Below are 25,589 nucleotides of genomic sequence, written 5' to 3'. Positions count from 1 at the left end.
AGAGGCATTTCATGACTGCGCAGAACGACAACACTCCGCGCACGGACACTGACGGAACCAAATGGCGCCCTGAGGTTGCGATGGTGCTCGCCGGTGGTTTCGGCAAGCGCATGCTTCCGCTGACGCGCGATATTCCCAAACCCATGGTGCCGCTGAAAGGGCGTCCGCTGATCGATCACGTGCTTGATCGCATTGCGGCGACCGGTGTGCCACGTGCTGTCGTGAACGTGCACTACTGCGCCGACGTTCTGGAAGCGCATGTAAAAACGCGCACGCACCCGCAGGTTACCATATCGGATGAGCGCACGGAGTTGCTCGACACCGGCGGCGGCGTCGTCAAGGCGTTGCCTCTGCTCGGCCCGGAACCATTCCTCATTCAAAACTCTGACTCAGTGTGGATCGAAAGCGTCACTCCGAATCTAGAGCGCCTGTTTTCATTCTGGAACCCGGACATCATGGACAGCGCAATGCTGCTCGCCTCAACCGCGACCAGCCTGGGCTACGATGGTTCCGGCGACTTCGTGATGGACAACGACGGTCGCCTCCACCGCCGTGCTGAAGGGCGGATGGCGCCGTTCGTATTTGCCGGCGTATCCATTGCGCATCCGCGTTTGTTCGAAGGCGCGCCGACGGGCCCGTTCTCGCTCAACAAACTATGGGATCGCGCCATCGACAATGGCAGACTCTATGGTATCCGCCTCGACGGAACATGGATGCACGTTGGCACGCCGGAAGCTCTGGCCGATGCGGAAAGGTTGATCGACAGTGGGGACGCAGCCTGACGACATGGAAGGGGATTTCGAGGCATCGGACACACCGGTTGCCGGTGCGCGCGTGTTCACCGTCCCCAGCGGCAGACCGTTTCTCTATTCGGTTGCGCACGCCATCCTGAGCGGCGATCTGGCGGGCGGAACCGGCAAGCCGCCAACGCCGCTTGAATTGCCTGACATCACATTGTTACTGCCGACCCGGCGCGCAACGCGCAGCATGCAGGAGGCGTTTCTGTCAGCGGCGGGTGGGCGCGCGCTGACGCTGCCGCAGATACGGCCCATTTCCGCCAGCGAGGAAGATGCGACGCTGCTGGCTGGCCTCGCTGGCCCCGGAACGCTTGGCACAGATGCCCTCGACCTGCCGCCCGCCGCAAGCGAGATCGAACGACGGCTTGTGCTCACCATGCTGGTGCAGCGGTGGTCTGAGGCCATCCGCAGTGCAGGCGGCGATGCAGCGCATCTTTCCGATCACGCTGTCGCCGCAGGGGCCAATACGCCCGCGCAGGCCGCCCACCTCGCCGCCGAACTTGCACGCCTGATGGACATGATCGAAACGGAAAACGTTCCGCTCGATCGCCTCGCGACGCTGGTGCCGGATGAATACGCCGCGCACTGGCAGGATACGCTGAAGTTTCTCGAAATCATCACGGCGTTCTGGCCCGCGCACCTTGAGGAGAAACAACTTCTCTCTCCAGCGGAGCGGCGCAACCGCGCAATACTGCTGCAAGCCGAACAGCTCGCAAAACTGCCTCCCAAAGGGCCAGTGATTGTTGCCGGTGTGACGGGCTCGGTTCCTGCAACGGTTGAGCTGATGCGCGCGGTCGCGCAGATGCCGGAAGGCGCGATCGTGCTGCCGGGCCTCGACCTCTATCTCGATACGGAAAGCTGGAACGCGATTGCTCATCACCCGGAGCATCCGCAGTTCGGTTTCCATAAGTTGCTCACCGCTCTCGGCTTGCAGCGCTCCGACGTTCAGATGTTGCCCGGAACCGAAACGCTTCCGCTCCTGCACGAACGGGACGCGCTGATCTCCGAGATGATGCGCCCTTCCAGCACAACCGCGAAGTGGCGCCGATACGTTGCAACGACCATGCCCGACGCGGTGCGTAATGCGCTTGATGGCATGTCGCTCATTGAGGCGCCCACAGCGCAGGACGAAGCCGAAACCATCGCGCTTATTCTGCGCGAAGCGGCTGAAACGCCGGGCCGCACAGCGGCGTTGATTTCACCTGACCGACTGCTGGCGCGCCGCGTTGCCGTGCGGCTTGAAGCGTGGGGCATCCGTGTCGACGATTCCGCCGGCCGGCCGTTTGCGAAAACACCGCCGGGCACGTTCCTTGATCTCGTCGTTACCACCGCCGCCGAGGATTTTGCGCCCGCTGCCGTGATGGCCTTGCTCAAGCATCCGCTGGCGCGCCTTGGCCTTGACGCCTTCACCATTCGCCGGTCGGCGCGTGCATTGGAACTTATCGCATTCCGAGATGTCTATCTCGGCAGCGGCATCGACGGCATTGCCGATGCGCTGGAAATGGCGCGGGCGAATGTCGATGAGGGCCGCCGCCGCCAACGGGCGGTGAAGCGTCTGTGGGAGGAAGACTGGGCCGCCGCGCACGCGCTGGTCGATCTGCTGCGTGAAGCCTACGCGCCGCTGACTGAAGCCTTTGCCGATCGCGACGAACAACCGTTGGCGCAGCTTGCCGAGGCACACATTGCTGCGGCCGAAGCCATATGCCGCCTGCCGGAAGACGCGGATGCTGACGATGGCAGCTCGCCGCTTTGGCGCGAGGAAGCGGGCCGTGCAGGCGCCAGTTTCTTTGCCGGCCTGATCGCCCCCGAGGCACCGCAACTTTCGGTGCGCACTGCTGACTACGCCGACCTTTATCGCAGCCTCATCAGCGCCGAGAATGTGCGCCAGCACGTTGCCGTTCATCCGCGCCTTGCGATCTGGGGACCGTTCGAAGCGCGTCTGCAGCAGCCGGATGTCGTTATTCTAGGCTCGCTGAACGACGGCACCTGGCCAGAGGCGGCCGATCCAGGTCCATGGCTCAATCGCCCGATGCGCGCTGAGCTTGGCCTGCCATCACCGGAAGAAAAGATCGGCTACGCTGCGCACGATTTTACATCCCAACTCGGTGCGCCGCGGGTTTACCTGACGCGTGCAGAAAAAATCGACGGCGTGCCAACGGTGCCATCGCGCTGGTTGATGCGCATGCAAGCGCTGCTGTCGGGACTTGGCGTTAGCGATGCGCTCAATTCCGACAAGCCTTGGCTCGGATGGGCGCGCATGCGCGATCACATCGGCAATCGTATTCGGCTCAACGCGCCTGCGCCGTGCCCACCGGTGGACATGCGCCCGCGCCGCATCAGCGTGACCCGCATCGATCAATGGCTTGCAAATCCCTATGCAATTTTCGCCAGCGAGATCCTCAAACTGGAGCCGCTGCCAGAACTAGGCGCCGACCCAACCAATGCGCTGCGCGGCAGCGTCGTGCACGAAATCATGAACCGATTTGCGGCGAAGTTTCCCGATCAGCTACCCGAAAACATCCATGGCGAGCTGACAGCCATGGCGCAGGATACGCTGGCGAACTATGCGCAGAACCCCAGGATCAAAGCCTTCTGGCAAGGACGGTTCGAGCGGTTCGCGCAATGGTTCGCCGAGCACGAACCGCAGTGGCGCGAAGGCATGGAGCGCATCGTGTCGGAGGTTTCAGGCCGGCTGATCATCGAAGCGCCTGCTGGGCCGTTCACGCTTTCAGCGCGCGCCGATCGCATCGATGTGCGCAGCAATGGCATTGTCATTGTCGATTACAAAACCGGCGGCATCCCGGCCAAGAAATCCGTGCTCGATGGCACCAGTCCGCAGCTGTCGCTAGAAGCAGCGATTGCACAAAGCACCGGCGGCTTCGCCAAGGTGCCGCGCGGGCCTGTTGCCGGTCTGCGTTACATACGCGCGACGGGCGCGGAACCGCCAGGCGAGCAATTGTTTATCGACCCGAGCGAGGCAGACCTCGATCAGGTTGTTGCGTCGGTGCTTACAAATGTAACCGCGCTCATTAGACAGTTCGATGATCCAGCGACGCCGTACAGGGCATTGCGTCGGCCCGGCTTCACATACCTCTATGACGACTATGCGCATCTGGCGCGCGTGGCCGAATGGTCCATGCCCGGCGAAGATGACGGGACAGCATCAGAAGGGGCTGCATCATGAGCATTGATCCGCCCGTCAACGATCTCGAACGCACAAAAAAATCCCAGCGCGATGCTGCTGATCCTGCAGCCTCCGTATGGGTCAGCGCCAACGCCGGAACCGGCAAGACGCACGTACTGACGCAGCGGGTGTTGCGCTTAATGCTGGCCGGCACCAAGCCAGAGCGCATTCTCTGCCTCACCTACACCAAGGCCGCTGCCGCCGAGATGTCGAAGCGCGTGTTCGACACGCTTGCAGGCTGGGTTAGCCTGCCCGACGAAGCGCTGCACGACAGGTTGCAGGAGCTCAACAACCGGGCACCGACATTCGACGAAGTTCAGTTCGCACGCACGCTGTTCGCGGTCGCCATCGAAACGCCGGGCGGCCTTAAAGTGCAGACGATCCATTCGTTCTGCGAACGCCTCTTGCAACGCTTTCCGCTTGAAGCCGGTGTAACGCCGGGGTTCTCCGTGCTTGACGACACGCTGGCCCGCAAGCTGCTGCGCGAGGCGATTGACGCTACGCTGTTCGATGTGACCGGCAGCGCCGGAAGCGACGTGCAGGCACAGGCCCTCGCCGCCATCATCCCGTTCGCATCGGAGGACGTCTTCGAGAAGATCCTCAAAAACGCGCTGCAACAGCGTCGTTGGCTGGACAGCGCCTTGCGCATCGATTTCGGCGATGATTCAGACGATAGTTTTCATGGTCTCGACCGAGCATTCCGCCGTGCGTTCAATGTGCGTGCAGATATCAGACCCACCCAGATCGACGAGGAGATTGCCAATCTGTTCGACGACGCAACGCTGATGCGCTTGCGCGATGCGTTGTCCGGCGGAAAAAAATCTGATCAGGATCTTTCCGCTCACGTCGTCAGGGCGTTGAGCGCTCGCTCTGCCGCCCCCCGCGCCGAAGCGTTGATGGGCTATCTGCTGACAGGCAAGAAAGAGCCGCGTGATCGTCTGATGACAAAAGGCGTCAGTGATGGCTTCAGCGGTTTGAAGGACGCGGCGACCGAAGCACAAATGCACTGCCTTGAACTTCATAATGAGCGCCGCGCGCTACGGGCGGTCGAGGCAACCATCGCGCTTCACCGCATCGCCAGTGTCGTGCTGCAACGGTATTCGGTTGCAAAAATGCGGCGCGCGGCTCTGGACTATGACGATCTCATCACCAAGAGCGTTTACCTGCTCAGCGGGCAGGATCTCGCATCGTGGGTGATGTTCAAACTTGATCGCGGCATCGATCACATCCTCGTCGATGAAGCGCAGGATACCAGCCCGGAGCAGTGGCAGATCGTTGCATCACTGGCGCGCGAATTCTTCACCGGCGAAGGGCAGATGGAAACCATCCGCACGCTGTTCGGCGTCGGCGATGAGAAGCAATCGATCTATAGCTTCCAGGGCGCCGATCCACGCCAGTTCGCCGCCATGGGCACGCGCTTTGCCGAAATGAGCGGCCCTGATGCGTGGCGCCGCATCCCACTCGATCTGTCGTTCCGCACCGTTGCGCCGATACTTGAAGCGGTTGACCGCGTGTTCTCCGACCATTTGCGCACACCGGGGCTCACGGCTGATCGCAGCCGCATCCATCACGCCGTACACCGGATGGGCCACGGTGGTGTTGTCGAGCTTTGGCCACCGGAGCTAGCCGAGGACGCTGTCAGGTCCGACCGCTGGGCGCCGCTGGAAGAGGAACACGAGCAGAAGCCGATCGCGCGTGTTGCCGACCGCATCGCCAACACCATTCGCTCGTGGCTGGATACAGGCGAGATGCTCGCTTCTGAGGCGCGCCCGATCCGCGCTGGCGACATCATCATATTGGTGCGCAAACGCAGGCCGTTTGCCGATCCGATGGTCGCCGCTCTCAAGGCGCGCAACATTCCGGTGGCCGGTTCCGATCGCCTGCGCCTGTCCGATCAGATCGCGGTGCAGGACCTCGTTTCGCTCGGTGATTTCCTCACCCTGCCTGAAGACGATCTGGCGCTGGCTGAAGTGCTGAAGTCGCCTTTGATCGGGCTGGACGATGACGACCTGCTGGCCATTGCGCATGGACGCAACGGCTCGTTGTGGAAAGGGCTGATCGCACATAAAGGCGACAACGATCGCTTCCGCACCGCGTTCGAAACACTCAAGCGCTGGCGCTCGCGTGCCGACTTCGTGCCGCCGTTCGAATTCTTCGCGTCGATCCTCGATCGTGAGGGTGCCCGTTCGCGTCTGCTTGCGCGTCTCGGCAGCGAGGCCGCCGACCCGATCGACGAGTTTCTCAACCTCGCTCTACGATACGACGATGCCGAAGCGCCTTCGCTCACGGGCTTCCTGACCTTCCTGCGTAAAGCAGAGAGCGAGGTGAAGCGCGACATGGAGCAGGGCCGCGATGAAGTTCGCGTCATGACCGTGCACGGCGCCAAGGGCCTGGAAGCCCCAATAGTATTCCTGCCTGATACGTGCAGCACGCGCTCGAACTCCGGCAAGGGCGACGAGCTTCTGACACTGGACGGCGTCGCCTTGCCGGATGGCACGAAGGACAAGCCGTTTGTCTGGGTTGTCAAAGGCACCGGCAAGCATCCGCTGATCGAAGCGGCAAAGGCGGACGAATCCCGGCGCGAACTGGAAGAGCGCAATCGCCTGCTTTACGTCGCCATGACCCGCGCGCGCGACAGGCTTTACGTCGCCGGATTCGCAGGCAAGAACGGTCCGATGGCCGGAAGCTGGTATGAGCTGATCGAGCAGGGCCTTGAGGGCCTGATGGAGAAGGTGGACACCGGTGAAGGAACAACGGCGCGCCGCTATAGCGTTCCGCAGTCGGCGGCACCCGGCAAGCCGAAGTCCGAACACAGACGTCAGACCACCATTGCCACGCTGCCTGAATGGGCCGCCGCCGCTGCGCCAAAGGAGGCTGCGCTTTCCATTCCGCTCGCGCCGTCCCGTCTTGAGGCCTACGCGCCCGACGATGAAGGCGAAGCGTTGCCGGTGCAGCCGGAGCACCGCCGCCCGGCCGAGGAAGAGCCCGCCGCTCCTTCACCGCGCCTGCAAACCAGCGAGCATCGCTTCCTGCGCGGAACGCTCACCCATGCGTTGCTGCAACATCTCCCGACGTTGCCGGTTGCGGGATGGGAGCAGGCGGCACACACTTTTCTGGAGCTACGCGGCGCCGCTCTCAGCGCTGGCATGCGCGCAAGCATCGCCAAAGAGACGCTGGCAATCCTCACCGCACCGCAGTTCACGGATCTGTTCGGGCCTAGCAGCCGGGCCGAGGTGCCCATCGTAGCCCTGATTCCGCATCCCAACGGACGCAGCGCTCCGCTGAAACTGATGGGCCAGATCGACCGGCTGGTGGATACGGGCTCGGAGGTGCTGATCGTCGATTACAAGACCAATCGCCCGCCGCCCCGAACCATCGAGACGGTGGCTCCAGCCTATCTTTACCAGCTTGCCGCCTACCGGCTTGCATTGCAGGAGATTTATCCCGGCAGGGTTGTGCGCGCGGCCCTGCTGTGGACCGATGGCCCCCGCATGATGATGTTGCCGGACGCCCTGCTGGACGACTATACCGGGCGCCTCTGGAACATTGACCTGGATAACCTTGACGGGCAGGGGTCGCATTCCTAACTTCCCTGCACAAAGAGGCGTGGCCGCCGTGCGGTGCTTACCTACGCTTCAAATGGAGAATTCAAATGGCAAATGCAGTGTCCGACAGCACCTTCGACCAGGAGGTTTTGCAGTCTTCGGAGCCGGTTCTGGTGGACTTTTTCGCGGAATGGTGCGGCCCCTGCAAGGCCATGGCCCCTGCTCTCGACCAGGTCGCGCTGGAGATGAAGGGCAAGGTCAAGGTTGTGAAGCTTGACGTCGACGCAAATCCTGGCGTCACCGGCAAGTACGGCATCCGCGCCATGCCGACCCTGATCCTGTTCAAGGACGGTCAGGTTGCCGCTCAGCACACCGGTGCCCTGGTGCAGAAGAAGCGCCTTGAGGACTGGATCAACTCCGCCGTCTGACGCATCATCGCGTCAACGGTGCCGTAAAATAACGATCGAAGGCCCTGCAAGCGCAGGGCCTTTTTTCGTTGGCCACGCCTTGCTCCACAGCGCCTTTGCAACACCATTAGGCGGGCACCGCGACCTGCGATAAGCTGTTTGAATTGAAGTGAATTTGCCCGGGTGAGGCGCAATGCATATTTCAAAAGCCGCTTTTTTCGTTGTCACGCACATCACCAAGCGCCGCATGTTCGGCGCGCTTGCCGCAACGCTGCTTGCTGCAGCGCCCGCATATGCTGGCGGGACGATACCGCTGTCCGATGTGATGGAGCAGCTCAAGCACGAGCCACGCTTGATTGCCGCTATCCAGGCGGAGCTGGAACAACAGACGCTAGACGCCGATACACTCATCTGTACCGGCTCGCGCTTCGGCAACCATTGGCGCGAACTGGGTGGCGCACGGGCCGTACCCTACGAGTGCGAGATCGGCGGCAAAACGCTGCTGATCGATGGCACTGTCCACCTGTTCGACGACGAAGGCCGCGAACTCGACATGAGCGATGAGAATGCGCCCAGCCGCGCCTTCGATTACAGCCAGACAGATCTGGTGTGGAGCTGGAAGTAGCCGCTAGAGCCTTTCAGCGTTTCGTTGAATCGCGGAACGGCTCTAGATGTTTGTTTTGTCGTGCTTCTTGTCGGAAAATCGGTGCCCACTTTTCCGGAAGCACTCCATGCTGATCGCAACAGCAGCGTGGGCTTGTACTTTGCCGGACAAGGGCCCAGGCTCAGCTGGCGTCGCGGGTGAACGGCACGAAGCGCACCGGCATAATATCGCCTTCAGATATTTGTCCGCCGCCTTGTTTGGTGACAACCTTTAGCGTCTGCTCGGTGCCTCCGACCGGGATCACCATGCGGCCACCCTCTTTCAATTGGGCAACGAGGCCGTCGGGCATATGATCGGGTGCCGCCGTTACGATGATGCAATCGAACGGTGCCGCTTCCGGCCAACCGCTGTTTCCATCGCCGATGCGCGTATGCACATTCGCATACCTCATCCGCGTCAGCGTGGCTGCCGCCCGCTTCGCAAGACTTTCAACAATCTCGACCGTAAACACGTCGCCCGCCAGCTCGGCCAGTATCGCGGTTTGATAGCCGCAACCGGTGCCGATCTCCAGCACGCGATCACTGGGCTTCAGATGCAGCAGGCTGGTCATCAGCGCGACCATGAACGGCTGCGATATCGTCTGACCATCGCCGATATCAAGCGGACGGTCGCGATAGGCCGCATGCCGCCTGACGCCCGGCACGAATTCATGCCGCGGCACGCGACGCATCACCGTCAACACCGCCGGATCGAGCGAAACCGCTGGATAGCTTTCCATGCTCTCCGCAGCGATGGCGATGATCTCATCCACCATGCGCTGGCGATCAGCGGCCCGGCCATCATTGAGTTCAGGTGCGATGGAAGCCTCCATCTGCGAAGCCATCACCCCTCAGCGCGGTTCTAACCGAAGAGCGTTTACAAGCGGAATTCAGACCGCATCGCAATCGACTTAGATGCTGCCCAATGCAGCGATCGGAACGACGCGTTGCGGCATGCGGCGTGGCTACGCTGCCTTGCGCTCACCGTTGATCAGATCCCAGGCAATGTTGATCTGCCGAATGCGCTGCTCCCGCATCTCGCGATCCGCATCATCGCGGGCATGGTCGGGGTGCCAGCTCATGCGCAGCGCGTCGACGATCTTTTTCAGCACGCCCGCACTCACGTGCGCATTTACGCCCAGCACGTCGTAGGCTTCGCTCGCTGTCTGAGGCAAAGTCGATTGCGTATTTCCGGACTTTTTCAAGCTCGCGACGGCGCTGTCGACAATCCGCCGGATACGCTCCAGATCTCTCACCATCGCACGATATTGCATTCCAGACTTTTCCGGTGCGACATCACCTTTGCCTGCTGCAAGTTCAACATGCGCTGCCCGCTCGCGAACTGCCTGCACCTCACTCAGCAGCACTTCGCGCAAAGGTCCGGCCCCCTTGAGCTGTGTCACGGCGTCGGCCGTCTGCTCAAGCAAAGAGGAAATCGTCGTTGCTGCATTGGCTATGGAAACACTGCGCCGCCGCAACCTCAGACGGGTCGATCGAACAGCGTATCTTTGCGCCAGAGGCGGCAACTTCATCAGCAGTGCCGCAATCACAGCAACGCCGAAAGCGCTGAATACCACCAGCCACAAGCCGCCCCAACCGCGTACCGTTGCATCCGTTGCCTGCTCTGCCCCCACAACAGCGTTGTCAGCCGCTTCAAGTCCAGCGCTTTGTGCGACGTTCACTTCCACATGGCCGGGCGCATTTTCTGCAGCGCCGGAATGCACAACCGTCACCCAATCATCCTGTCCGTATTCCGGTTGCAGCACTGTATCCCACGCCTGCATTCTCGTGCCGGCAGTGCGCATGGCCTCAGGATCGATGACAGCGACGGTGGTTTCGCGCGTGCGGGACTGCGTGGTCATCGCCACGGGAGACAGCAGCGCGGCATAGACGGGCGCAAATTGCGGGGTCGGCGAGGTGGCATACGTCAGCCGCGCACCAAGCTCATCAACCGGAGCAGATCCGGCCGGTAGCACCAGATGATCGAGCGCCGCTTTGCGCACCCATGGCAGGCAGTTGCCTTCAATGACAACATCGCGACCCGATGCAGCCGCCTGCGCTTCGCGTCGATGGCATTCTGTTTGCGCGTCGGCGGCATCCGGCCGGGCCATCAACAGATTGAGCTGGCCGTTTTCGATCCAGACGCGGTTGCCAGCGGCATTGCGAAGTTCGGCCGCGATATCGATCCATGCCGCAGCCCCACCGTTACAGGCGACATCGAAACGATGCGCCGTCACGGCACGGCAGCCGCCAGATCCATCTCGTGCGCAGGTTGATGTCTTGCGTTCATGACGCACGCCCAAAACGGCGTATTCAGTCACGCGGCCAGGTTGAAGAACGATCCGGCCATCTATGATCGCGCACTCGAACGGCATGGATATGCGTTCGTCAGCCAGCGCTGAACTAAGCGGCTGAAGCCCCGCAAATGCGAGAACTGTTACAAACAGACAGCGGAAGACGCCACGCACCGCTATGCCCTCTCCATGTTGGCATGCATGGATGTGTTCTTATGGTGAACAAGGGCGCGACTGTGGCGGATATGCGTTTTATCAACGTAATCGGCGGCCAATTCGAACCCTGGCGCGCGCCAGGAACCGCTGGCAATTAAACAATGACGAAAGCCGGCCACAAGCGCGCCGCAAAATCGCCCCGTCCACCGGCGAAGTCTCGACAATCAAGTTATTTCAACAATAGAACAACATAGGGCACCGTGGCCCACCGGCTCATGTGCAAATCGTATTTGCCCGCGTTTAGAGGGAGCGCGAAAAATGTCATCAATCGACGCGCAGGCGGCTTCTGCGCCTAACGCGACCGATTATTCCAACGCCCGAGCTGATGGCCCACCGCAGGATGCGCCTGGCACAGTTGCGGGCACCGATGACGAGGTTTCCGCCTTCGACGCTATCAAGCCGGAAGGCGAGCGCGCCCGTGAGCGTTTCATCCCGGTTACCCGCTTCGCCCTTCTGGATCGGCTGACGTCACCCACCGCATGGCCCAACGGTCAGGCACAGGAAGCGCGGCGCTTCTTCCGCTATCTCGATCACTGGCGCCGGCAGCAATACACCGCCGAGCTGCACGAGCTTGAAGAAACGTATGAGCCGTTCAGCCCCGACAGCGATCTGCTGATGACGCGCGCCTTCACCCCCGACGAGCGGGCCGTGATGCAGCATCGCATTCTGCGCGGCATGGAACGAATTCTGCAGCAGGCAAACTATGTGCAGATCCAGCACTCGGACGTCGCGCAAATCCTGACGCAGGATTCCGCCTACGGTCTCGACCTGCATGTCGATCTGTGCGCCTTCGATGAACTGCTGCTGTTTTATCGTGGCGCCACGTCGCGTCGCAATCATCGGCGCCGCTGGAACAAGTTTTATCTGCGCGAGGAATTCGACGTTCCGATCTTCCAGCGACTGTTCCTGCTGTTCAAGGTAAAGCCGTTTGAGAAGCATGTGCGTGAAGTCATGCAAACACAGCAGCTCAATCGGCGCGATGCGGAGAAGTTCGTCAAAAAAGCGCGCGAGACCATTCCTTCGGAAGTGAAGGAATCGTGCGTCTACATGAAGCTGTTCAAGAACATTCCGCGCTCTGACATCGAGATGGTGTTTCCCAACACGCGCGTGCGCTTCCGCTTTTATGACAAGCTGCGGCTCAGCGCGACGGCGGGCGGAGGTCTTACCCTCGGCACTGTCAGCGCGGCGGGCAAGATCGCCCTGCTAGCTTCGAACCCTGTTGCAGCGGCTACAGCGCTGTTCGGCCTCGGCGGCATCGCCTTCCGCCAGACGATGAACTTCATGAACCAGAAGCAGCGCTACATGGTGGTGATGGCGCAGAACCTTTACTTCCACGCCATGGCGGACAATCGCGGCGTGATGCTCAAGCTTGCCGCTCGCGCCGCTGAGGAAGACATCAAAGAGGAAATGCTGCTTTATTCGGTGCTGGCCAAGGAAAATGCTTACCGGCAGGATATCGAGGCCATCGACGCGGCGATTGAGCAATATCTGGCTTCCAGCTTTGGGGTCAGCGTCGATTTCGATATTTCCGACGCTTTGGAACGTCTGACGGCCGACGGTCTGGTTGTAGAGCAGCCCGATGGCCGGTTACTAACCATGCCACCCGCAGAAGCCGCATTGCATATCGACAGAAAGTGGGATCTTTTCCTCGACGAGTTGCCCGATCCGGTTAGCGCTGAGGGCATGGAGTTCGAAGGATATTCGGGCAGCCGCTGACCCACACGGGCGCATGGCTGCCCTTCACACATCTGGAATACGCATGCCCAGCACAAAACTATCCGTGCGCGCGGCCGACCATGGCCTGGCGCAGACGATCGAAGACATCCTATCGCAAGCCGATCCGGCCGCCGATGCCGTCACCCTGTTTGAAGACGGCCCTGCCGCGTGGCGCATCGAGGCCTACTGGGAAGACCGCAGCGCGGCGGATGTCGCCGTAGAACAATTGAGCGCTACGGTTGGCGCGGACCTGCCCGCTGTAACGCTTGAGGATCTGCCCGATCTCAACTGGGTGGCGATGTCCCAGGCCGCCCTGCCGCCGGTGAACGCCGGGCGCTTCGTTGTACACGGCAGCCACGACCGCGATCGCATTCCGCATGGCCCGAGATCGATCCTGATCGATGCGGGAGAAGCCTTTGGCACCGCCCACCACGAAACCACGCTTGGCTGTCTGATCGCCATCGACCGGCTGACGCGCTCGTATAATTTCACGCGCATTCTGGATCTCGGTTGCGGATCGGGCGTGCTGGCCATTGCTGCGGCACGCGCATTGCCTTCCGCCCGCGTCTATGCCTCGGATAACGATCCAATTGCCGTGGACGTTGCGCGCACCAATGCCGAAGCCAACGGCGTGCGCCACATCACGTTCGCATGCACGGCTGGGCTCGCACATCCAACGTTGCGCGCCGCGGCGCCCTTCGATCTCATCATCGCCAACATTCTCGCCGGTCCGCTGCGTGGCCTTGCCGGTGGCATTGGCGCAGGGCTGCGTCCGGGCGGCTTCACCGTGCTCTCGGGCATTCTGAACCCGGAAGCCCCGACAGTGGTCGCCTCCTATCTGGCGCACGGTTTTACGCTGGTAGAGCGTCGGCGCATGGGCGACTGGACAACGCTGACGCTGCGTCGGCGCGGTTAACCGCTTCAAAATCTGATCGGACAGGCGACAGCACTGGGCGTGCGCAACTTCATTTGCGCCGCCTTTGACGCTGCACGCGTGCATGACGCTGTGCAATCGGCTGGTTTCCTGTGTCTTCCGTTCGCAACAACGCCGATCAGATCCCATGTTCCAAAGCTTCGAAAGCCAGTCCGAGCGCGGCGCCGCCGCCGAGCGCATCAAAGAACTTCGCCGCCATCTGGCTGCGGCCAAGCTTGATGCCTTTCTTGTGCCGCGCGCTGACGAGCATCAGGGCGAATACGTTCCCGCGTCGTCTGCCCGGCTCGGCTGGCTGACAGGCTTCTCGGGCTCAGCCGGCCTAGCGATCATCGCCAAGAAATCCGCTGTTCTGTTCACCGACGGCCGCTACACCGTACAGGCCAAAGCAGAGGTCGACCCCGACATCATGTCGGTTTCGCTGCTACCGCGCGGACGCATTGGCGAATGGCTGCTGGAAAATCTGCCGAAGGGCGCCCGCGTCGGTTTCGATCCGCGTTTGCACACCGTTTCTGAGATCGAACGCCTTGAAGCCGCGCTGCAGCCGCGCGCCATCAAGATGGTTCCGACACCGCGCAATCCGGTTGACCGCGTGTGGGGCAGCGAGCGCCCTGCTCCGCCATCCGACCCGATTTTCCTCCACCCGATGAAGTTTGCCGGTCGCTCCGCTGCCGACAAGATCGCCGACATTCAGAAGGCGCTGAAAGCGGCCAATCAGGATGCCGTCGTTCTTACGCTCAGCGATTCCGTTGCGTGGGCGTTCAACATCCGCGGCTCCGACATTCCGCACACGCCCGCGCCGCTTGCGTTCGCAATAATCCCCGCAACGGGCAAGCCCGAGCTGTTCATTGCTGACGCCAAAGTGCCCGATGCCGGACGCAAACAGCTTGAAACATTCACGCGCGTCAGCCCACCCGATGCGATGGCTGACCGCCTCAAGGCGCTGCGTACATCCGGCAAAAAAGTGCGGCTTGATACCAACGCCGCAAGCTACTGGTTTGCGAAATCGCTCGGTGGCGCGCGCAAGATCGTGCGCGGCGGCGATCCTGTCGTTGCACTGAAGGCAATCAAGAACACCACCGAGATCAAGGGCGCACGCGCTGCCCATGTGCGCGATGGCGTTGCTGTGACGCGCTTTCTTGCCTGGCTGGATAGCGCAGTTCAGTCCGGCACAGTTGATGAGATCGAGGCCGTTCGACGCTTGGAAGGCTTCCGCCGTGACACCAACCAGCTGCGCGAGATTTCGTTCGACACCATTTCTGGCAGCGGCCCCAATGGCGCGATCGTGCATTACCGCGTCAATGAAGCCACCAATCGCAATCTGAAAGCCGGCGAGCTGTTTCTCATCGACAGCGGCGCTCAGTATTCCGATGGCACCACCGACATCACGCGCACCGTCGCCATCGGCAAACCTTCAGCGGAAATGCGCGAGCGCTTTACGCTGGTGCTGAAGGGCCATATCGACATTGCAACGGCGCGCTTCCCCAAGGGCACGCGCGGCATCGATCTCGATCCGTTCGCACGCCGCGCGCTGTGGCAGGCCGGGCTGGATTACGATCACGGCACCGGCCATGGCATCGGCAGCTATCTGTCCGTACACGAAGGCCCGCAATCGATCTCGCGCGCAGGGATGGCCGTTCTGGAACCGGGCATGATCATTTCCAACGAGCCCGGCTATTACAAAGAAGGCGCATACGGCATCCGCATCGAAAATCTCGTGCTCGTTACTCCGCTGGAAAAGCCAGCGGGCGGCGATCGAGAGATGATGAGCTTCGAGACCATCACGCTGGCGCCGATTGATCGCCGGCTGATCGCGAAAGAGCTGCTGACGGCGGAGCAGATCGAATGGCTCAACGCCTATCACGCGCGCGTCTTCGCCGAGCTTGCTCCGCTCATTGACGACACTAAGGAGCGGGCATGGTTGAAGCAGGCAACGGCGTCGATTTAGGCTTGCGTGCACGCATCGCACTGCGATCAAGGTGAAACAAAAAAGAGAGGGCGCTGACCCTCTCTTTTGCATTCTTGACGGAGCAACATGCGCCGCGCACAGCGAACAGCTACGCGGCGGCCTCTCAAACTTATGCGTTGACCGCTGCCGGCTGTTTCACCGCCAGTCGCTCCGCAATAATCTCCGGCGTCAGCCCGAAGTCCTCCAACACGTATTGGTGGCGGCCGTGCTTGTCGCTCGGATGGCTGGCAAGCCATTGCGACATGCGCGCCCTCAGTGACGAATGGGCATCGTACCCGAAGCGCTCGTAGATCGACATCGCCATGCCGACCGGATCGGCAACCAGATCGTTATATTCGACATGGATCACCTGGCCGGGTGGCGCGATCTTCAGCGCCTCGCGGCCTGCAGCTTCACAGCTTTCAGCCAGATTGAGCGCGAACTCACCGACCTTTTTCAGATCAACCGTGTCGGATGTCATGCACCACGTCACGGCAGCAAGGCTGCACAGCGACGGCACGGTTTTATCAGCGCTGCGGTGCGTATTGACGATGCGCGCATCGGGATAAACTTCCAGTAGCTGCTTCAGGCCCGAAAGATGATTGGGGCACTTCAGCACCCAATGCTGATTGGGGTTGAGCCATTGCAGCGCCTGCAGCTGACGCTTGTGCATGCGATAGGCATCTTCATGCGCGCTTGCATCCCACCACTTCCAGAACGACGGCACATAGGCAAAGTCAAAGCCCGGCGGCACCAGGAAGTGGTTGCGGAAAAGGTGATAGCACTCCTCCGGATCATCAACTTCGATCGGATGGATCTTGTTGAATTCCGGCCCCACGAAGTTCAGCAACTTGAGCCGGCTAGCCGCTTCCGCGTGGCGGCCATCGCGGCCACCTTCATGCTTGCCGAACTTGCGCGGGAACGGCGAATAGCCTTCCCAGAATGGCAGATATCGCGCGCCGGGATGCATCGACAAAAGCCGCTGCAGCAGCGTCGTGCCGGTGCGGGCAAGGCCAAGCACGAACAGCGGGCGCTCGATCTTCTCTTCCAGAATTTCAGGATGCGCCGCAATCAAATCTTCAAGCGCCAGCGCGTTGTCGGCGCTCTTGATGAACTGATCGCGAACCGCGAGCATTCCGAACAACGAAAGATCCGCATCCTCGTTAAACGCCTTTGCGCGCACAGGCAGCGCACGGCGGATTTCATCCGGCCAGTCATCGCGTCCATACTTGCGCTCGATGTCACGCATCATCTTGTCGACATCGATAGACGGCCACTTGCCCGCCGCGCGCACGAGCGGCCCAAGCTGATTGAACATGCGCAACGGCAGCGGAGGCCCCAGGCGTACTCCCGACGAAAGATGGCGTCTCCTCAGCATGCGTCTTCCTTTTTTGTTTTCGCTGACGGCTTGCGGCCCGCAGACAATGAATCAATGTTGTATGTCTATCCGGGCAACTAGCCGCTATCGCGCTCGCCGGTCAACCGCAGCCACTCAACCTCATCGATCACCGCGACACCAAGTTCGCGCGCTTTGGCAAGCTTCGAGCCCGCGTCAGCTCCGGCGACAACATAATCGGTTTTCTTTGACACAGAACCGGCAACTTTCGCACCCAGCCGTTCGGCTTGGGCCTTAGCTTCACTACGCGTCAAAATAGTGAGCGTGCCGGTGAATACAACGGTTTTGCCCGCTATCGCCGATGTTGCATCGACGGCCTCCAGCGGCTGCGGCGAAACTTCCTTCAAAAGATCGTCAACCACAGTCACATTGTGCGGCTCGACGAAAAAGTCGGCGATGGCCTGCGCCACCACTTCGCCAATGCCTTCGATGTTGGTCAGCTCCTTGAAGGCTTCTGTATCCTTGCCCTCAGCCGCTTCCATCATCGATGCGCGGAAATTCTCCACCGTTCCGTAAAAGCGCGCGAGCAGTTTCGCCGTCGTCTCGCCGACATGACGAATGCCAAGCGCGAAGATGAAGCGATCGAGCGCGATCTCACGCCGCGCGGCGATGGCGCTGAACAGCTTGGTTGCGGATTGCGGCCCCCAGCCTTCCCAGCTTTCAAGCCGTTTATCGGCGCGCGCATCACGGGCCGCCAACGTGAAAATATCTTCAGGCGATTGAATCAGCTTCTCGTCATAGAAGGCCTGAATGTTTTTCTCGCCCAGACCCTCGATGTCGAAGGCGTTGCGCGACACGAAGTGCTTTAGCCTCTCCACCCGCTGCGCCGCACAGATGAGCCCGCCGGTACAGCGCCGCACCGCATCCACCTTGCCGGTTTTCTCGTTCACCTCGCGCACCGCGTGGCTGTCACACACAGGGCAGCGTTCGGGAAAGACATAGGGCTTCGCATAGGCCGGACGCTTGTCAGGCACAAAGCCAAGTATCTGCGGAATGACATCACCCGCGCGCTGCACGATCACCGTATCGCCGATGCGGACATCCTTGCGCTTGATCTCATCTTCGTTGTGCAGCGTCGCGTTGGTGACGACAACGCCGCCCACCGTCACCGGCTCCAATCGTGCAACCGGTGTTAGCGCCCCCGTGCGGCCCACCTGAATTTCAATATCGCGCAAGATAGTCATCGCCTGCTGCGCGGGGAATTTGTGCGCAATCGCCCAGCGCGGCGAGCGCGAGACGAAACCCAGCCGCTCCTGCAGATCAAGGCGGTTCACCTTGTAGACGATGCCGTCGATGTCATACGGCAGGCTCGCGCGTTCAGCCGCAAGCTTGTCATAGTAGGCGATCAGCTCGTCCGCTCCGTTGCACACCCGCGCAAGCGGATTGACCGGCAGCCCCCACGACGCAAACGCCTCATCCACTCCAGACTGCGTATCGGCGGGCAACGACGAAGCCTCGCCCCACGCGTAAGCAAAAAAGCGTAAGGGCCGTGCAGCGGTGATCGTTGGATCGAGCTGCCGCAGCGATCCGGCAGCAGCATTGCGCGGATTGGCGAACACCTTGCCGCCTGCCGCAGTCTGCCGTTCATTCAGTGCCGCGAAATCACCATGCGCCATGTAGATCTCACCGCGCACGTCGATCACTTCCGGCACCTTGGCGCCATTCAGCCGATGCGGAATTTCCGCAATCGTCATCACGTTGCGGGTGACATTCTCGCCTTCCATGCCATCGCCGCGCGTCGCCGCTTCAATCAACTCGCCATTCACGTAGCGCAGCGAAATCGACAGGCCATCGATTTTCGGTTCGGCCATGAACGCCAGCGGCTCATCTTCCGGCAGACGCAGAAAGCGATGCACGCGCTGCACAAATTCGCTCACGTCCTCAGCAGCGAACGCGTTGCCCAGCGACAGCATCGGCACCCGATGCCTGACCTTGCCGAACCCTTCAGCCACGGGCGCGCCGACGCGCATTGAGGGACTGTCAGGCCGAACGAGCTTCGGAAACCGCGCCTCTATGGCATCATTGCGCAGGCGCAGGGCGTCATATTCCGCATCCGAAATCTCCGGCGCGTCCTGGCGATAATAAAGATCGTCGTGATGCCGGATAAGCGTCGCCAGGCGCTGCAGCTCGGTTGCCGCCTCCGCGCGTTTCAAATCTTCAACGGGCGTGGTGCTGAAATCCTGGCTCATCGAAGTCCGATCTTACGGGCGTTTCACCCGAGAGATAGCGGATGCCGTCACACCCGCAAACCGCACAGCGCGCGAATGCACAGCGAGATGATGATGACGTTGTTCAAATGCCGAACACGAACGCAGGTCAACGCAACGCATTAAGCGCACGGCTCATGTGGAGAGGCTGGGCGACCGGACGTGCGCCGGTCACCGGGCTCAATCCCCATTAGCTGCTAGGACCGCCCAGCGATGATGGTGGCGGCGGCGAGGTGGTTGTGGCGGCCGGCCAATCGGGTACCGAAGGCGCTGCCGGAGCAGGCGCAGGCGCCGGTGCGGCGGCCGGCGGCGCTGCCGGCGGTTTGCTCGGGCCGCTCAGAACATCCGTCATCCAGGAACCTGCGCTGACCTGCGGCATCAGCCCCTGCTTCTGCAGCAGCGCGTAGGAATCCTTGTACCAGCTCGAATTCGGGAAGTTATGGCCCAGCACCGCGACCGCGTTCTGCGCTTCTGGCGCGATGCCGAGCGCAAGATACGACGCCGACAGACGATAGAGCGCTTCTTCAACGTGCGCCGTGGTCTGGTATTCGGTCACCACCGTCTTGAAGCGGTTAATGGCGGCGATGTGGTTGCCCTTGTTGAGGTAGTAGCGGCCTACATCCATCTCCTGAGCAGCCAGCGTGTCCTCGCAAAGGCGGATCTGGTTATCGGCTTTCTGCGCGTATGTGCTGTCCGGATAGCGCGCCTTCAGGATCTTGAACTGGGCCAACGCTTTGCGCGTCGTGTCCTGATCGCGGTTTGGCGTCTTCATCTGGTCGAAGTACGACTGCGCGATGATGTGATGGGCGAGCGGTGCTTCCTTGGTGCCCGGATGCATCGTCGTATAGCGCTCGGCAGCGGCGATAGCTTCCGGCGTCTTGCCTGCCTTGTAATAGGAATAGGCGGCCATCACGATCGCGCGGCGCGCCTCAGGCGAATAGGGATGCTCGCGATCAACGTCCTCGAATTTCTTCGCCGCAGATTCATGGCTGCCCTTGGCCATAAGGGCATCCGCGTCAGCAAACATCTTGGAGGGCGGATCGGGGTTGAGAGCACGAATAGCGTCGTTGGAAGAACAAGCGGCCAGAATCGCAGCAGCTGCGATCGCCGAAACGACGGTGAACGCACGGCGCGCCGGGCCGATTTCCCTGATTTTCCCCACGTGCGGCATTCGCCTGCTTTCTTCTGGTCCCCCGGGGAATACCCCAGCAGTACGCTACCCCTAGCACATCCCGCCACCGCGGCGATACCACGGCGGAACGACGCTCCACACGGTCGTGATCGCTATGGGATGATTATGGTTCTTCTGGGACTTGAGCGCTATCGCGTTGCCCATCCATCAAGCCTCAAAGAAGTTGCGTGCTGTGCCGTGAAACATAGCCGCGACAACGCAAGACACCGGAGCTGAAAACGAGAGGCTGTGTCCGTCCACCACTGGACAGCAAGACCAGTGGCTGCAGCGTGATATTCGCATTTTGCGAAGCTAAATCGGCCGACACGGCTGGGAATGGGCGCCGCTTCAATCGACGGCATCAGCCTGAGCGAAAGCTACCGATAATGTCTGGTGGACAGCGCCGCTGATCCGGCGCACCGCGTTTCCCGCGCCTTAATCGATCACGCTTTCCGTAGGGGCTGAAGCTCTACAGCAACAGCTGGCGTCGGAAGAACTACGGAGCGGCCCGATTTCAAAACTCGGCTTCTAAACCGAGGGCCCAGGGCTGCTAGCTCGGGGGGGGGGGGGGCCCAGGCAGGCGCGTATCACTCGCCTGCGGCAACTGCGAAGTGCATGTCCACGTGCTTGGTTTCGCGAACATGTGGAACCGTCGCGACGGTCCAAGCGTCTTTATCGGCAAGGAGAGCCTGAACGACGAGCGAGTTGAGACGGTGACCACCCTTCACGGAGCGGAATGCAGCCAACAGCGGCTTACCGGCCAGAGCGAGGTCGCCAACAGCGTCCAGCATCTTGTGGCGGACGAACTCCTGCGGGAAGCGCAAACCTTCCGGGTTCATCACCTTATCGTCGCCGATGGCGACAGTGTTGGAGAGGTTGGCGCCAAGAGCCAGACCGGCCTTCCACAGACGCTCAACATCGCTCATGAAGCCGAAAGTGCGTGCCTTGGCGATTTCGTGACGGAAAACGCCGGGGCTCATCTCAAAGGCTACGCGCTGGTTGCCGATCAGCGGTGTCGGGAAGTCGATCTCGACGTCGACGTGGAAACCTGCGTGCGGAAGGAGCTCTCCGTAGCTCTCGCCTTCCTGCACCCGCACCGGCTTCAAAACCTTGATGTAACGGCGGGGAGCCTGCAGTTCACGGATGCCTGCTTCGTCGATCAGATCAACGAACGGCGCCGCGCTGCCGTCCATGATCGGAACTTCTTTGCTGTCGATTTCGATGATGCAGTTATCGACCGCAAGACCGCGCAGCGCGGAGAGAAGGTGCTCGATCGTGCCGACGGTTACACCGGCGTCGTTTCCGATGACCGTGCAGAGCGTCAGGTTCTTGACGTGCTCAACGGTGGCCGGAATTTCCGCGATAATGCGGTTACGTTTGGTGACAAGAAAACGGAGGCCAGTATCGATCGCTGCCGGATGCAGGATGACCGAAACTGGCGCTCCGCTGTGGACCCCCGTCCCTGTCACCTCGATTTCGCGCGCGATTGTGGTCTGCCGCGCGCCGATAAATCGATTCGACATCTGCCCCTGTCCCTCGATGCTATTTCAGTGGCTTCCCAGTGTGTCCTGGTTGCCACCACCCCCAACAATGTTCGAGTCCCAATCTGCGATCTTCGTTAACTTATCCGGGCGTCTTTTTAGGCTGCGCCCTAGGAAGTGCAGGGACTTAGCGAACGCTGTCGTTAACGAGTCAAACGATACGCCGGGCCTCGGTTACACGCCAAATCACGGTTTCTTACGATGTGTTACCACTATAATACACATGCCGTTTTAGCCTTATTTTCTGCACTTTTAAGGCAGCTCAGCGGCAAATTCTAGCGGCGACGATTGAAGAACTCCGGCAGCGGTCCTGGGTCATCCCCGGAATCCACCTCTTGTGATTCGTTACCGGGCTCCCACCATGAGTCGGTTACCGGGCTCGATGACTGGCGTGTCTCTCCACCTCGGCGGCGGTCATCGTAACCTTGATCGTAGCGATCATCGCCCTGCCGCTCGCGTTGCGGATGAGCAACACTACCCTCAACGTCCTCGCGACGCGTGCGCGCCATTATGCGCTGCAGAATACCCCGGCGCTGAGGTTCCTCGCCGCCCGATTGCGGCACGGCGGGCGGCATCTGCCCCAGATCTTCCGCGTGGGCGGTCTCGGTAAAACTCGCCTTCGCCCGGTATTCGCGCTGAGCCAGCGGCGGGAAATCTTCGACTTCCGGCATCCGGCGTCCGTTGCGACGCAGATCAGCCGGCGGAGCTGGCACAAACGAGCCTGTTGCAGGCTGAGCAGCGGACGACGGCGGCTGGGCTTGCGTCTGAGCTGTGCGGCGGGCTGCGCTCTCGCGCGGCCATGAAAGCTGCGAAAACCCCTCTTCGATCACCACGTTGCCGGGCGCGCGCCAAACCTCACCACTGGACGGCTGGCCCTGACCGTGATTCTGGCTTTGGCCGTGCCCATGCGCCTGAACCTGGTCTCCCGATGCCTCACCGCCGATTGCCTCGCTCAAACGGCGCTGCATGTCCTCTTCGGTGGACCGCGTCGGCTGCGGAAAGCCGCGTCCAGCATCAGATCGCTGGGGCTGGGGATGTGGCGGCGGCTGCTGCGCAGGCGGCCGGGATACCGGGTGTGAGACCTCAGGCGCCGGATGGAAACCGGGAACTGGCTGGAAGTGGTTGGCAGAAGGCTGCTGCATTGCCATGCCACCAGGCTGCGAAGGCGGTGCGCGATGCATATCTTCCCGCTGCTGCGCGCCGGTATAGCCATGCGGCGATGCCGACGGAGCCGAAGCGCTGTGCGCGTCGTTCCGATCCTGACCGGCGGCCGGCGGCGTTGCCAAGCCTGAAGCAACGATCGACACGCGGACCTTGTCGCCCAGCAGATCGTCGAAAGTCGCGCCGACGATGATGTTCGCCTCGGGATCGACTTCCTGGCGGACACGGCTCGCGGCTTCATCGACTTCATAAAGCGTCAGGTTGCTGCCACCGGTAATCGATAGCAGCAGGCCGCGTGCACCGCGCAGTGACACGTCGTCGAGTAGCGGATTGGCGATGGCTTCCTCGGCCGCGATGGAAGCCCGATGCTCGCCGGAGGCTTCGCCCGTGCCCATAACGGCCGAACCCATGCCGCTCATAACCGTGCGCACATCCGCAAAGTCGAGATTGATCAGACCTTCCTTGATGATCAGATCAACAATGCAGGCAACGCCGGAATACGGCACCTGATCGGCCAGCACGAAGGCTTCCGCGAAGGTGGTCTTCTCGTTGGCGATGCGAAACAGGTTCTGGTTCGGAATAACGATCAGGGTATCGACATGCTTGCGGATTTCGGCAATGCCAGCCTCCGCGACGCGCATGCGGCGCGCGCCCTCGAAATGGAACGGCTTCGTTACGATGCCGACCGCGAGGATGCCCAGTTCCTTCGCCGCGCGGGCGATAACTGCCGCTGCGCCGGTGCCGGTGCCGCCGCCCATACCGGCAGCGATGAACACCATGTGCGCGCCGGCAATCTGCGCGCGAATGTCCTCGATAGCTTCTTCGGCTGCAGCTTCGCCAATCTCGGGCTTTGAGCCAGCGCCAAGCCCTTCGGTCAGACTAGCCCCCAGTTGCAGGCGGTGCTCAGCAGTGGATGTCGCCAACGCCTGCGCGTCTGTGTTGGCGACCACAAATTCCACACCCTCAAGACCGGCGGAAATCATGTTGTTAATGGCATTACAGCCGGCGCCACCGACACCGACGACAATGATGCGCGGTTTCAGATCAGGTAAGCTTTGGAAGCTGCAGCTTGATGCTCATCGCGTTCGGCCGCCCCCTGTGCCCGGTCGGACGCCTGGAAGCGCCGATCCATAAGTTGAGGCCGGGATCGGATTACGCGAAGCCAGCCTTCAGCCACTCACCGACGCGCTCGAGGTAACCTCCACCGAGCGCCTCGCCGCTCCGTCTGACCGGAACCTCTCCACTTCCCGAAGCGGCAACGGCCAGCAGCCCCGCAACGGTCGAAAACGCCGGACTCGAAGTGCCCTGCGGCATGCCAGCGATCGGTTGCGGCGTTGCAGCCCGTGCCGGACGCCCCAGCGCGTTAGCGGCAAACTCGCCAAAACCGACCAGTGCGCTGGCACCGCCGGTCAGAACTACACGCTCGCCGGCGAAATCCAGCACACCGGCTTTTTCCAGTCGTTCACGCACCAGCCCCAGGATGTTCGACACGCGTGGTCGAATAATTCCGGCAAGTTCGGCCTTCGTAGCTTGCCCGAGCGCCCCATCCTCATCACCCGCAAGCGGGAACGAAAACGTTTCAAACTCATCAGACTGCGCGACAACAAGTGAGCCGTATAGCGTCTTGATTCGCTCCGCCTCCGCAAGTGGTGTCTGCAAGGACTGGGCAATATCTAGCGTGATGTGGTGCCCGCCCAACGGTACCGTGGCGGCGTGGATGAAGTGCCCATCGGCGAACGACGCAACCGTTGCGGTTCCGCCACCGATATCGATGCATGTGACCCCCAGAGCGCGCTCCTCTTCGGTGGTGGCCGAAAGGGCACTGGCGTAGGGGGTTGCGATGAGTGCGCGCACATTCAGGTAGCAGCGCTCCACCACCAGCATGAGGTTGCGCACCGGCGCTTCGTCGGCCGCCACCGTGTGCAGATCGGCGGCAAGCTTGCTGGCCGCCAGCCCGCGCGGGTCACTGGCGCCTGCAACGCCGTCAATCCGGTAGCCGATGCGATTGAGATGGATCAGCGTGCGCCCGTCGCGCTCGGCGAAGGCATGGCCACCCGCCATCAGCCGATCGATATCGTCGGTGCGGATCACCCCGCCCGGCACGTCAACGCTGGCGGAAAAATTGGACGATTGCAGCCGACCGCAGGAAACCGAGACCAGCACTTCTTCCAGCGTCACGCGGGCCATGCGCTCGGCCTGGGCAATGGCCGCCCGCACCGTCGCTTCGGCCTCAGCCAGATCGATGATCACCCCCGACTTCAGCCCGCGCGAACGCAGATGCCCGATGCCCAGCAGGCGCGTAACGCGCGGCTCGCCTGGCACCGGCGAAGGCTCCAGGGCAGCAATGATGCACACCACCTTGCTCGTTCCGATATCGAGCAGGCCGACAATTTCGGAGCCTTTCGGGGCTGATTTTTCGCGGTTGAGCATCAC

At 61.5% G+C, this 25,589-nt stretch carries 15 protein-coding genes and 1 pseudogene; 8 read left to right on the top strand and 8 right to left on the bottom strand.

Annotated elements, in window-relative coordinates; all coding sequences use genetic code 11:
* The first annotated feature begins 11 nt into the window (after positions 1 to 11).
* The 5 genes from QEZ49_RS09775 (at position 12) to QEZ49_RS09755 (ending at position 8,558) form a co-directional block, all read left to right on the top strand.
* Entirely contained in the window at positions 12 to 782 is a 771-nt protein-coding gene (locus tag QEZ49_RS09775; protein WP_280386419.1) for a nucleotidyltransferase family protein, read from the top strand.
* Between the two features lie 4 nt (positions 783 to 786).
* Complete coding sequence (addB, locus tag QEZ49_RS09770) at positions 787 to 3,981, top strand: double-strand break repair protein AddB (RefSeq protein WP_280386417.1); 3,195 nt, start codon at positions 787 to 789, stop codon at positions 3,979 to 3,981.
* Positions 3,978 to 7,568, top strand: coding sequence for a double-strand break repair helicase AddA (gene addA / locus QEZ49_RS09765; protein ID WP_280386415.1), 3,591 nt, complete (start codon positions 3,978 to 3,980; stop codon positions 7,566 to 7,568). The genes addB and addA overlap by 4 nt, the downstream gene beginning before the upstream one ends.
* A 65-nt stretch (positions 7,569 to 7,633) precedes the next feature.
* Positions 7,634 to 7,954 (top strand): thioredoxin, encoded by a 321-nt coding sequence (gene trxA / locus QEZ49_RS09760; protein ID WP_068460105.1) that lies wholly within the window; start codon positions 7,634 to 7,636, stop codon positions 7,952 to 7,954.
* Between the two features lie 172 nt (positions 7,955 to 8,126).
* On the top strand, positions 8,127 to 8,558 hold the full coding sequence (locus QEZ49_RS09755) for a hypothetical protein (protein ID WP_280386411.1): 432 nt from the start codon (positions 8,127 to 8,129) through the stop codon (positions 8,556 to 8,558).
* A 160-nt stretch (positions 8,559 to 8,718) separates the two neighbouring features.
* Here the strand turns inward: QEZ49_RS09755 and QEZ49_RS09750 are convergent, their stop codons facing one another.
* Both QEZ49_RS09750 and QEZ49_RS09745 read right to left on the bottom strand, forming a co-directional pair.
* The gene (locus tag QEZ49_RS09750) at positions 8,719 to 9,420 is read right to left on the bottom strand and encodes a protein-L-isoaspartate(D-aspartate) O-methyltransferase (protein WP_280386410.1); all 702 of its coding nucleotides are present in this window, start codon (positions 9,418 to 9,420) and stop codon (positions 8,719 to 8,721) included.
* Positions 9,421 to 9,540: 120 nt separating this feature from the next.
* On the bottom strand, positions 9,541 to 10,812 hold the full coding sequence (locus QEZ49_RS09745; RefSeq protein WP_280386408.1) for a J domain-containing protein: 1,272 nt from the start codon (positions 10,810 to 10,812) through the stop codon (positions 9,541 to 9,543).
* Positions 10,813 to 11,343: 531 nt separating this feature from the next.
* Here QEZ49_RS09745 and QEZ49_RS09740 point away from each other — a divergent pair.
* From QEZ49_RS09740 to QEZ49_RS09730, 3 genes are all read left to right on the top strand, one after another.
* Complete coding sequence (locus tag QEZ49_RS09740) at positions 11,344 to 12,801, top strand: TMEM143 family protein (protein ID WP_280386407.1); 1,458 nt, start codon at positions 11,344 to 11,346, stop codon at positions 12,799 to 12,801.
* 43 nt (positions 12,802 to 12,844) lie between these two features.
* The gene (locus QEZ49_RS09735) at positions 12,845 to 13,717 is read left to right on the top strand and encodes a 50S ribosomal protein L11 methyltransferase (RefSeq protein ID WP_280386404.1); all 873 of its coding nucleotides are present in this window, start codon (positions 12,845 to 12,847) and stop codon (positions 13,715 to 13,717) included.
* A gap of 145 nt (positions 13,718 to 13,862) precedes the next feature.
* Positions 13,863 to 15,680 (top strand): aminopeptidase P family protein, encoded by a 1,818-nt coding sequence (locus tag QEZ49_RS09730; RefSeq protein ID WP_280386402.1) that lies wholly within the window; start codon positions 13,863 to 13,865, stop codon positions 15,678 to 15,680.
* A gap of 130 nt (positions 15,681 to 15,810) precedes the next feature.
* Here QEZ49_RS09730 and QEZ49_RS09725 read toward each other — a convergent pair whose 3' ends face one another.
* The 6 genes and pseudogenes from QEZ49_RS09725 to ftsA all read right to left on the bottom strand — a co-directional run bounded on the left by QEZ49_RS09725 (position 15,811) and on the right by ftsA (position 25,586).
* The gene (locus tag QEZ49_RS09725) at positions 15,811 to 17,058 is read right to left on the bottom strand and encodes a sulfotransferase (RefSeq protein ID WP_280386400.1); all 1,248 of its coding nucleotides are present in this window, start codon (positions 17,056 to 17,058) and stop codon (positions 15,811 to 15,813) included.
* Positions 17,059 to 17,135: 77 nt separating this feature from the next.
* Positions 17,136 to 19,265 (bottom strand): NAD-dependent DNA ligase LigA, encoded by a 2,130-nt coding sequence (gene ligA, locus QEZ49_RS09720; protein ID WP_280386398.1) that lies wholly within the window; start codon positions 19,263 to 19,265, stop codon positions 17,136 to 17,138.
* A gap of 208 nt (positions 19,266 to 19,473) precedes the next feature.
* Positions 19,474 to 20,445: an outer membrane protein assembly factor BamD gene (locus tag QEZ49_RS09715; protein WP_280386396.1), complete on the bottom strand. Its 972-nt coding sequence runs from the start codon at positions 20,443 to 20,445 to the stop codon at positions 19,474 to 19,476.
* A gap of 596 nt (positions 20,446 to 21,041) precedes the next feature.
* The gene (gene lpxC / locus QEZ49_RS09710) at positions 21,042 to 21,977 is read right to left on the bottom strand and encodes a UDP-3-O-acyl-N-acetylglucosamine deacetylase (protein WP_173953230.1); all 936 of its coding nucleotides are present in this window, start codon (positions 21,975 to 21,977) and stop codon (positions 21,042 to 21,044) included.
* 293 nt (positions 21,978 to 22,270) lie between these two features.
* Positions 22,271 to 24,236: pseudogene (gene ftsZ / locus QEZ49_RS09705) on the bottom strand (cell division protein FtsZ).
* A gap of 72 nt (positions 24,237 to 24,308) precedes the next feature.
* Positions 24,309 to 25,586, bottom strand: a complete 1,278-nt coding sequence (gene ftsA / locus QEZ49_RS09700) for a cell division protein FtsA (RefSeq protein ID WP_280386394.1) — start codon at positions 25,584 to 25,586, stop codon at positions 24,309 to 24,311.
* Positions 25,587 to 25,589: the final 3 nt, after the last annotated feature.

Source organism: Hyphomicrobium sp. D-2 (assembly GCF_029872155.1).
In the GTDB taxonomy this organism is placed as follows: Bacteria; Pseudomonadota; Alphaproteobacteria; order Rhizobiales; family Hyphomicrobiaceae; genus Hyphomicrobium_A.
The sequence above is the reverse complement of the archived record's forward strand: the minus strand, read 5'-3'. Positions and strand labels throughout refer to the sequence as shown.

Bases quoted from the DNA above. Each gene is read 5' to 3' on its own strand.
- QEZ49_RS09775 (WP_280386419.1), top strand. From the start codon at position 12: ATGACTGCGCAGAACGACAACACTCCGCGCACGGACACTGACGGAACC.
- addB (WP_280386417.1), top strand. From the start codon at position 787: ATGGAAGGGGATTTCGAGGCATCGGACACACCGGTTGCCGGTGCGCGC.
- addA (WP_280386415.1), top strand. From the start codon at position 3,978: ATGAGCATTGATCCGCCCGTCAACGATCTCGAACGCACAAAAAAATCC.
- trxA (WP_068460105.1), top strand. From the start codon at position 7,634: ATGGCAAATGCAGTGTCCGACAGCACCTTCGACCAGGAGGTTTTGCAG.
- QEZ49_RS09755 (WP_280386411.1), top strand. From the start codon at position 8,127: ATGCATATTTCAAAAGCCGCTTTTTTCGTTGTCACGCACATCACCAAG.
- QEZ49_RS09750 (WP_280386410.1), bottom strand. From the start codon at position 9,420: ATGGCTTCGCAGATGGAGGCTTCCATCGCACCTGAACTCAATGATGGC.
- QEZ49_RS09740 (WP_280386407.1), top strand. From the start codon at position 11,344: ATGTCATCAATCGACGCGCAGGCGGCTTCTGCGCCTAACGCGACCGAT.
- QEZ49_RS09735 (WP_280386404.1), top strand. From the start codon at position 12,845: ATGCCCAGCACAAAACTATCCGTGCGCGCGGCCGACCATGGCCTGGCG.
- QEZ49_RS09730 (WP_280386402.1), top strand. From the start codon at position 13,863: ATGTTCCAAAGCTTCGAAAGCCAGTCCGAGCGCGGCGCCGCCGCCGAG.
- QEZ49_RS09725 (WP_280386400.1), bottom strand. From the start codon at position 17,058: ATGCTGAGGAGACGCCATCTTTCGTCGGGAGTACGCCTGGGGCCTCCG.
- ligA (WP_280386398.1), bottom strand. From the start codon at position 19,265: ATGAGCCAGGATTTCAGCACCACGCCCGTTGAAGATTTGAAACGCGCG.
- lpxC (WP_173953230.1), bottom strand. From the start codon at position 21,977: ATGTCGAATCGATTTATCGGCGCGCGGCAGACCACAATCGCGCGCGAA.
- ftsA (WP_280386394.1), bottom strand. From the start codon at position 25,586: ATGCTCAACCGCGAAAAATCAGCCCCGAAAGGCTCCGAAATTGTCGGC.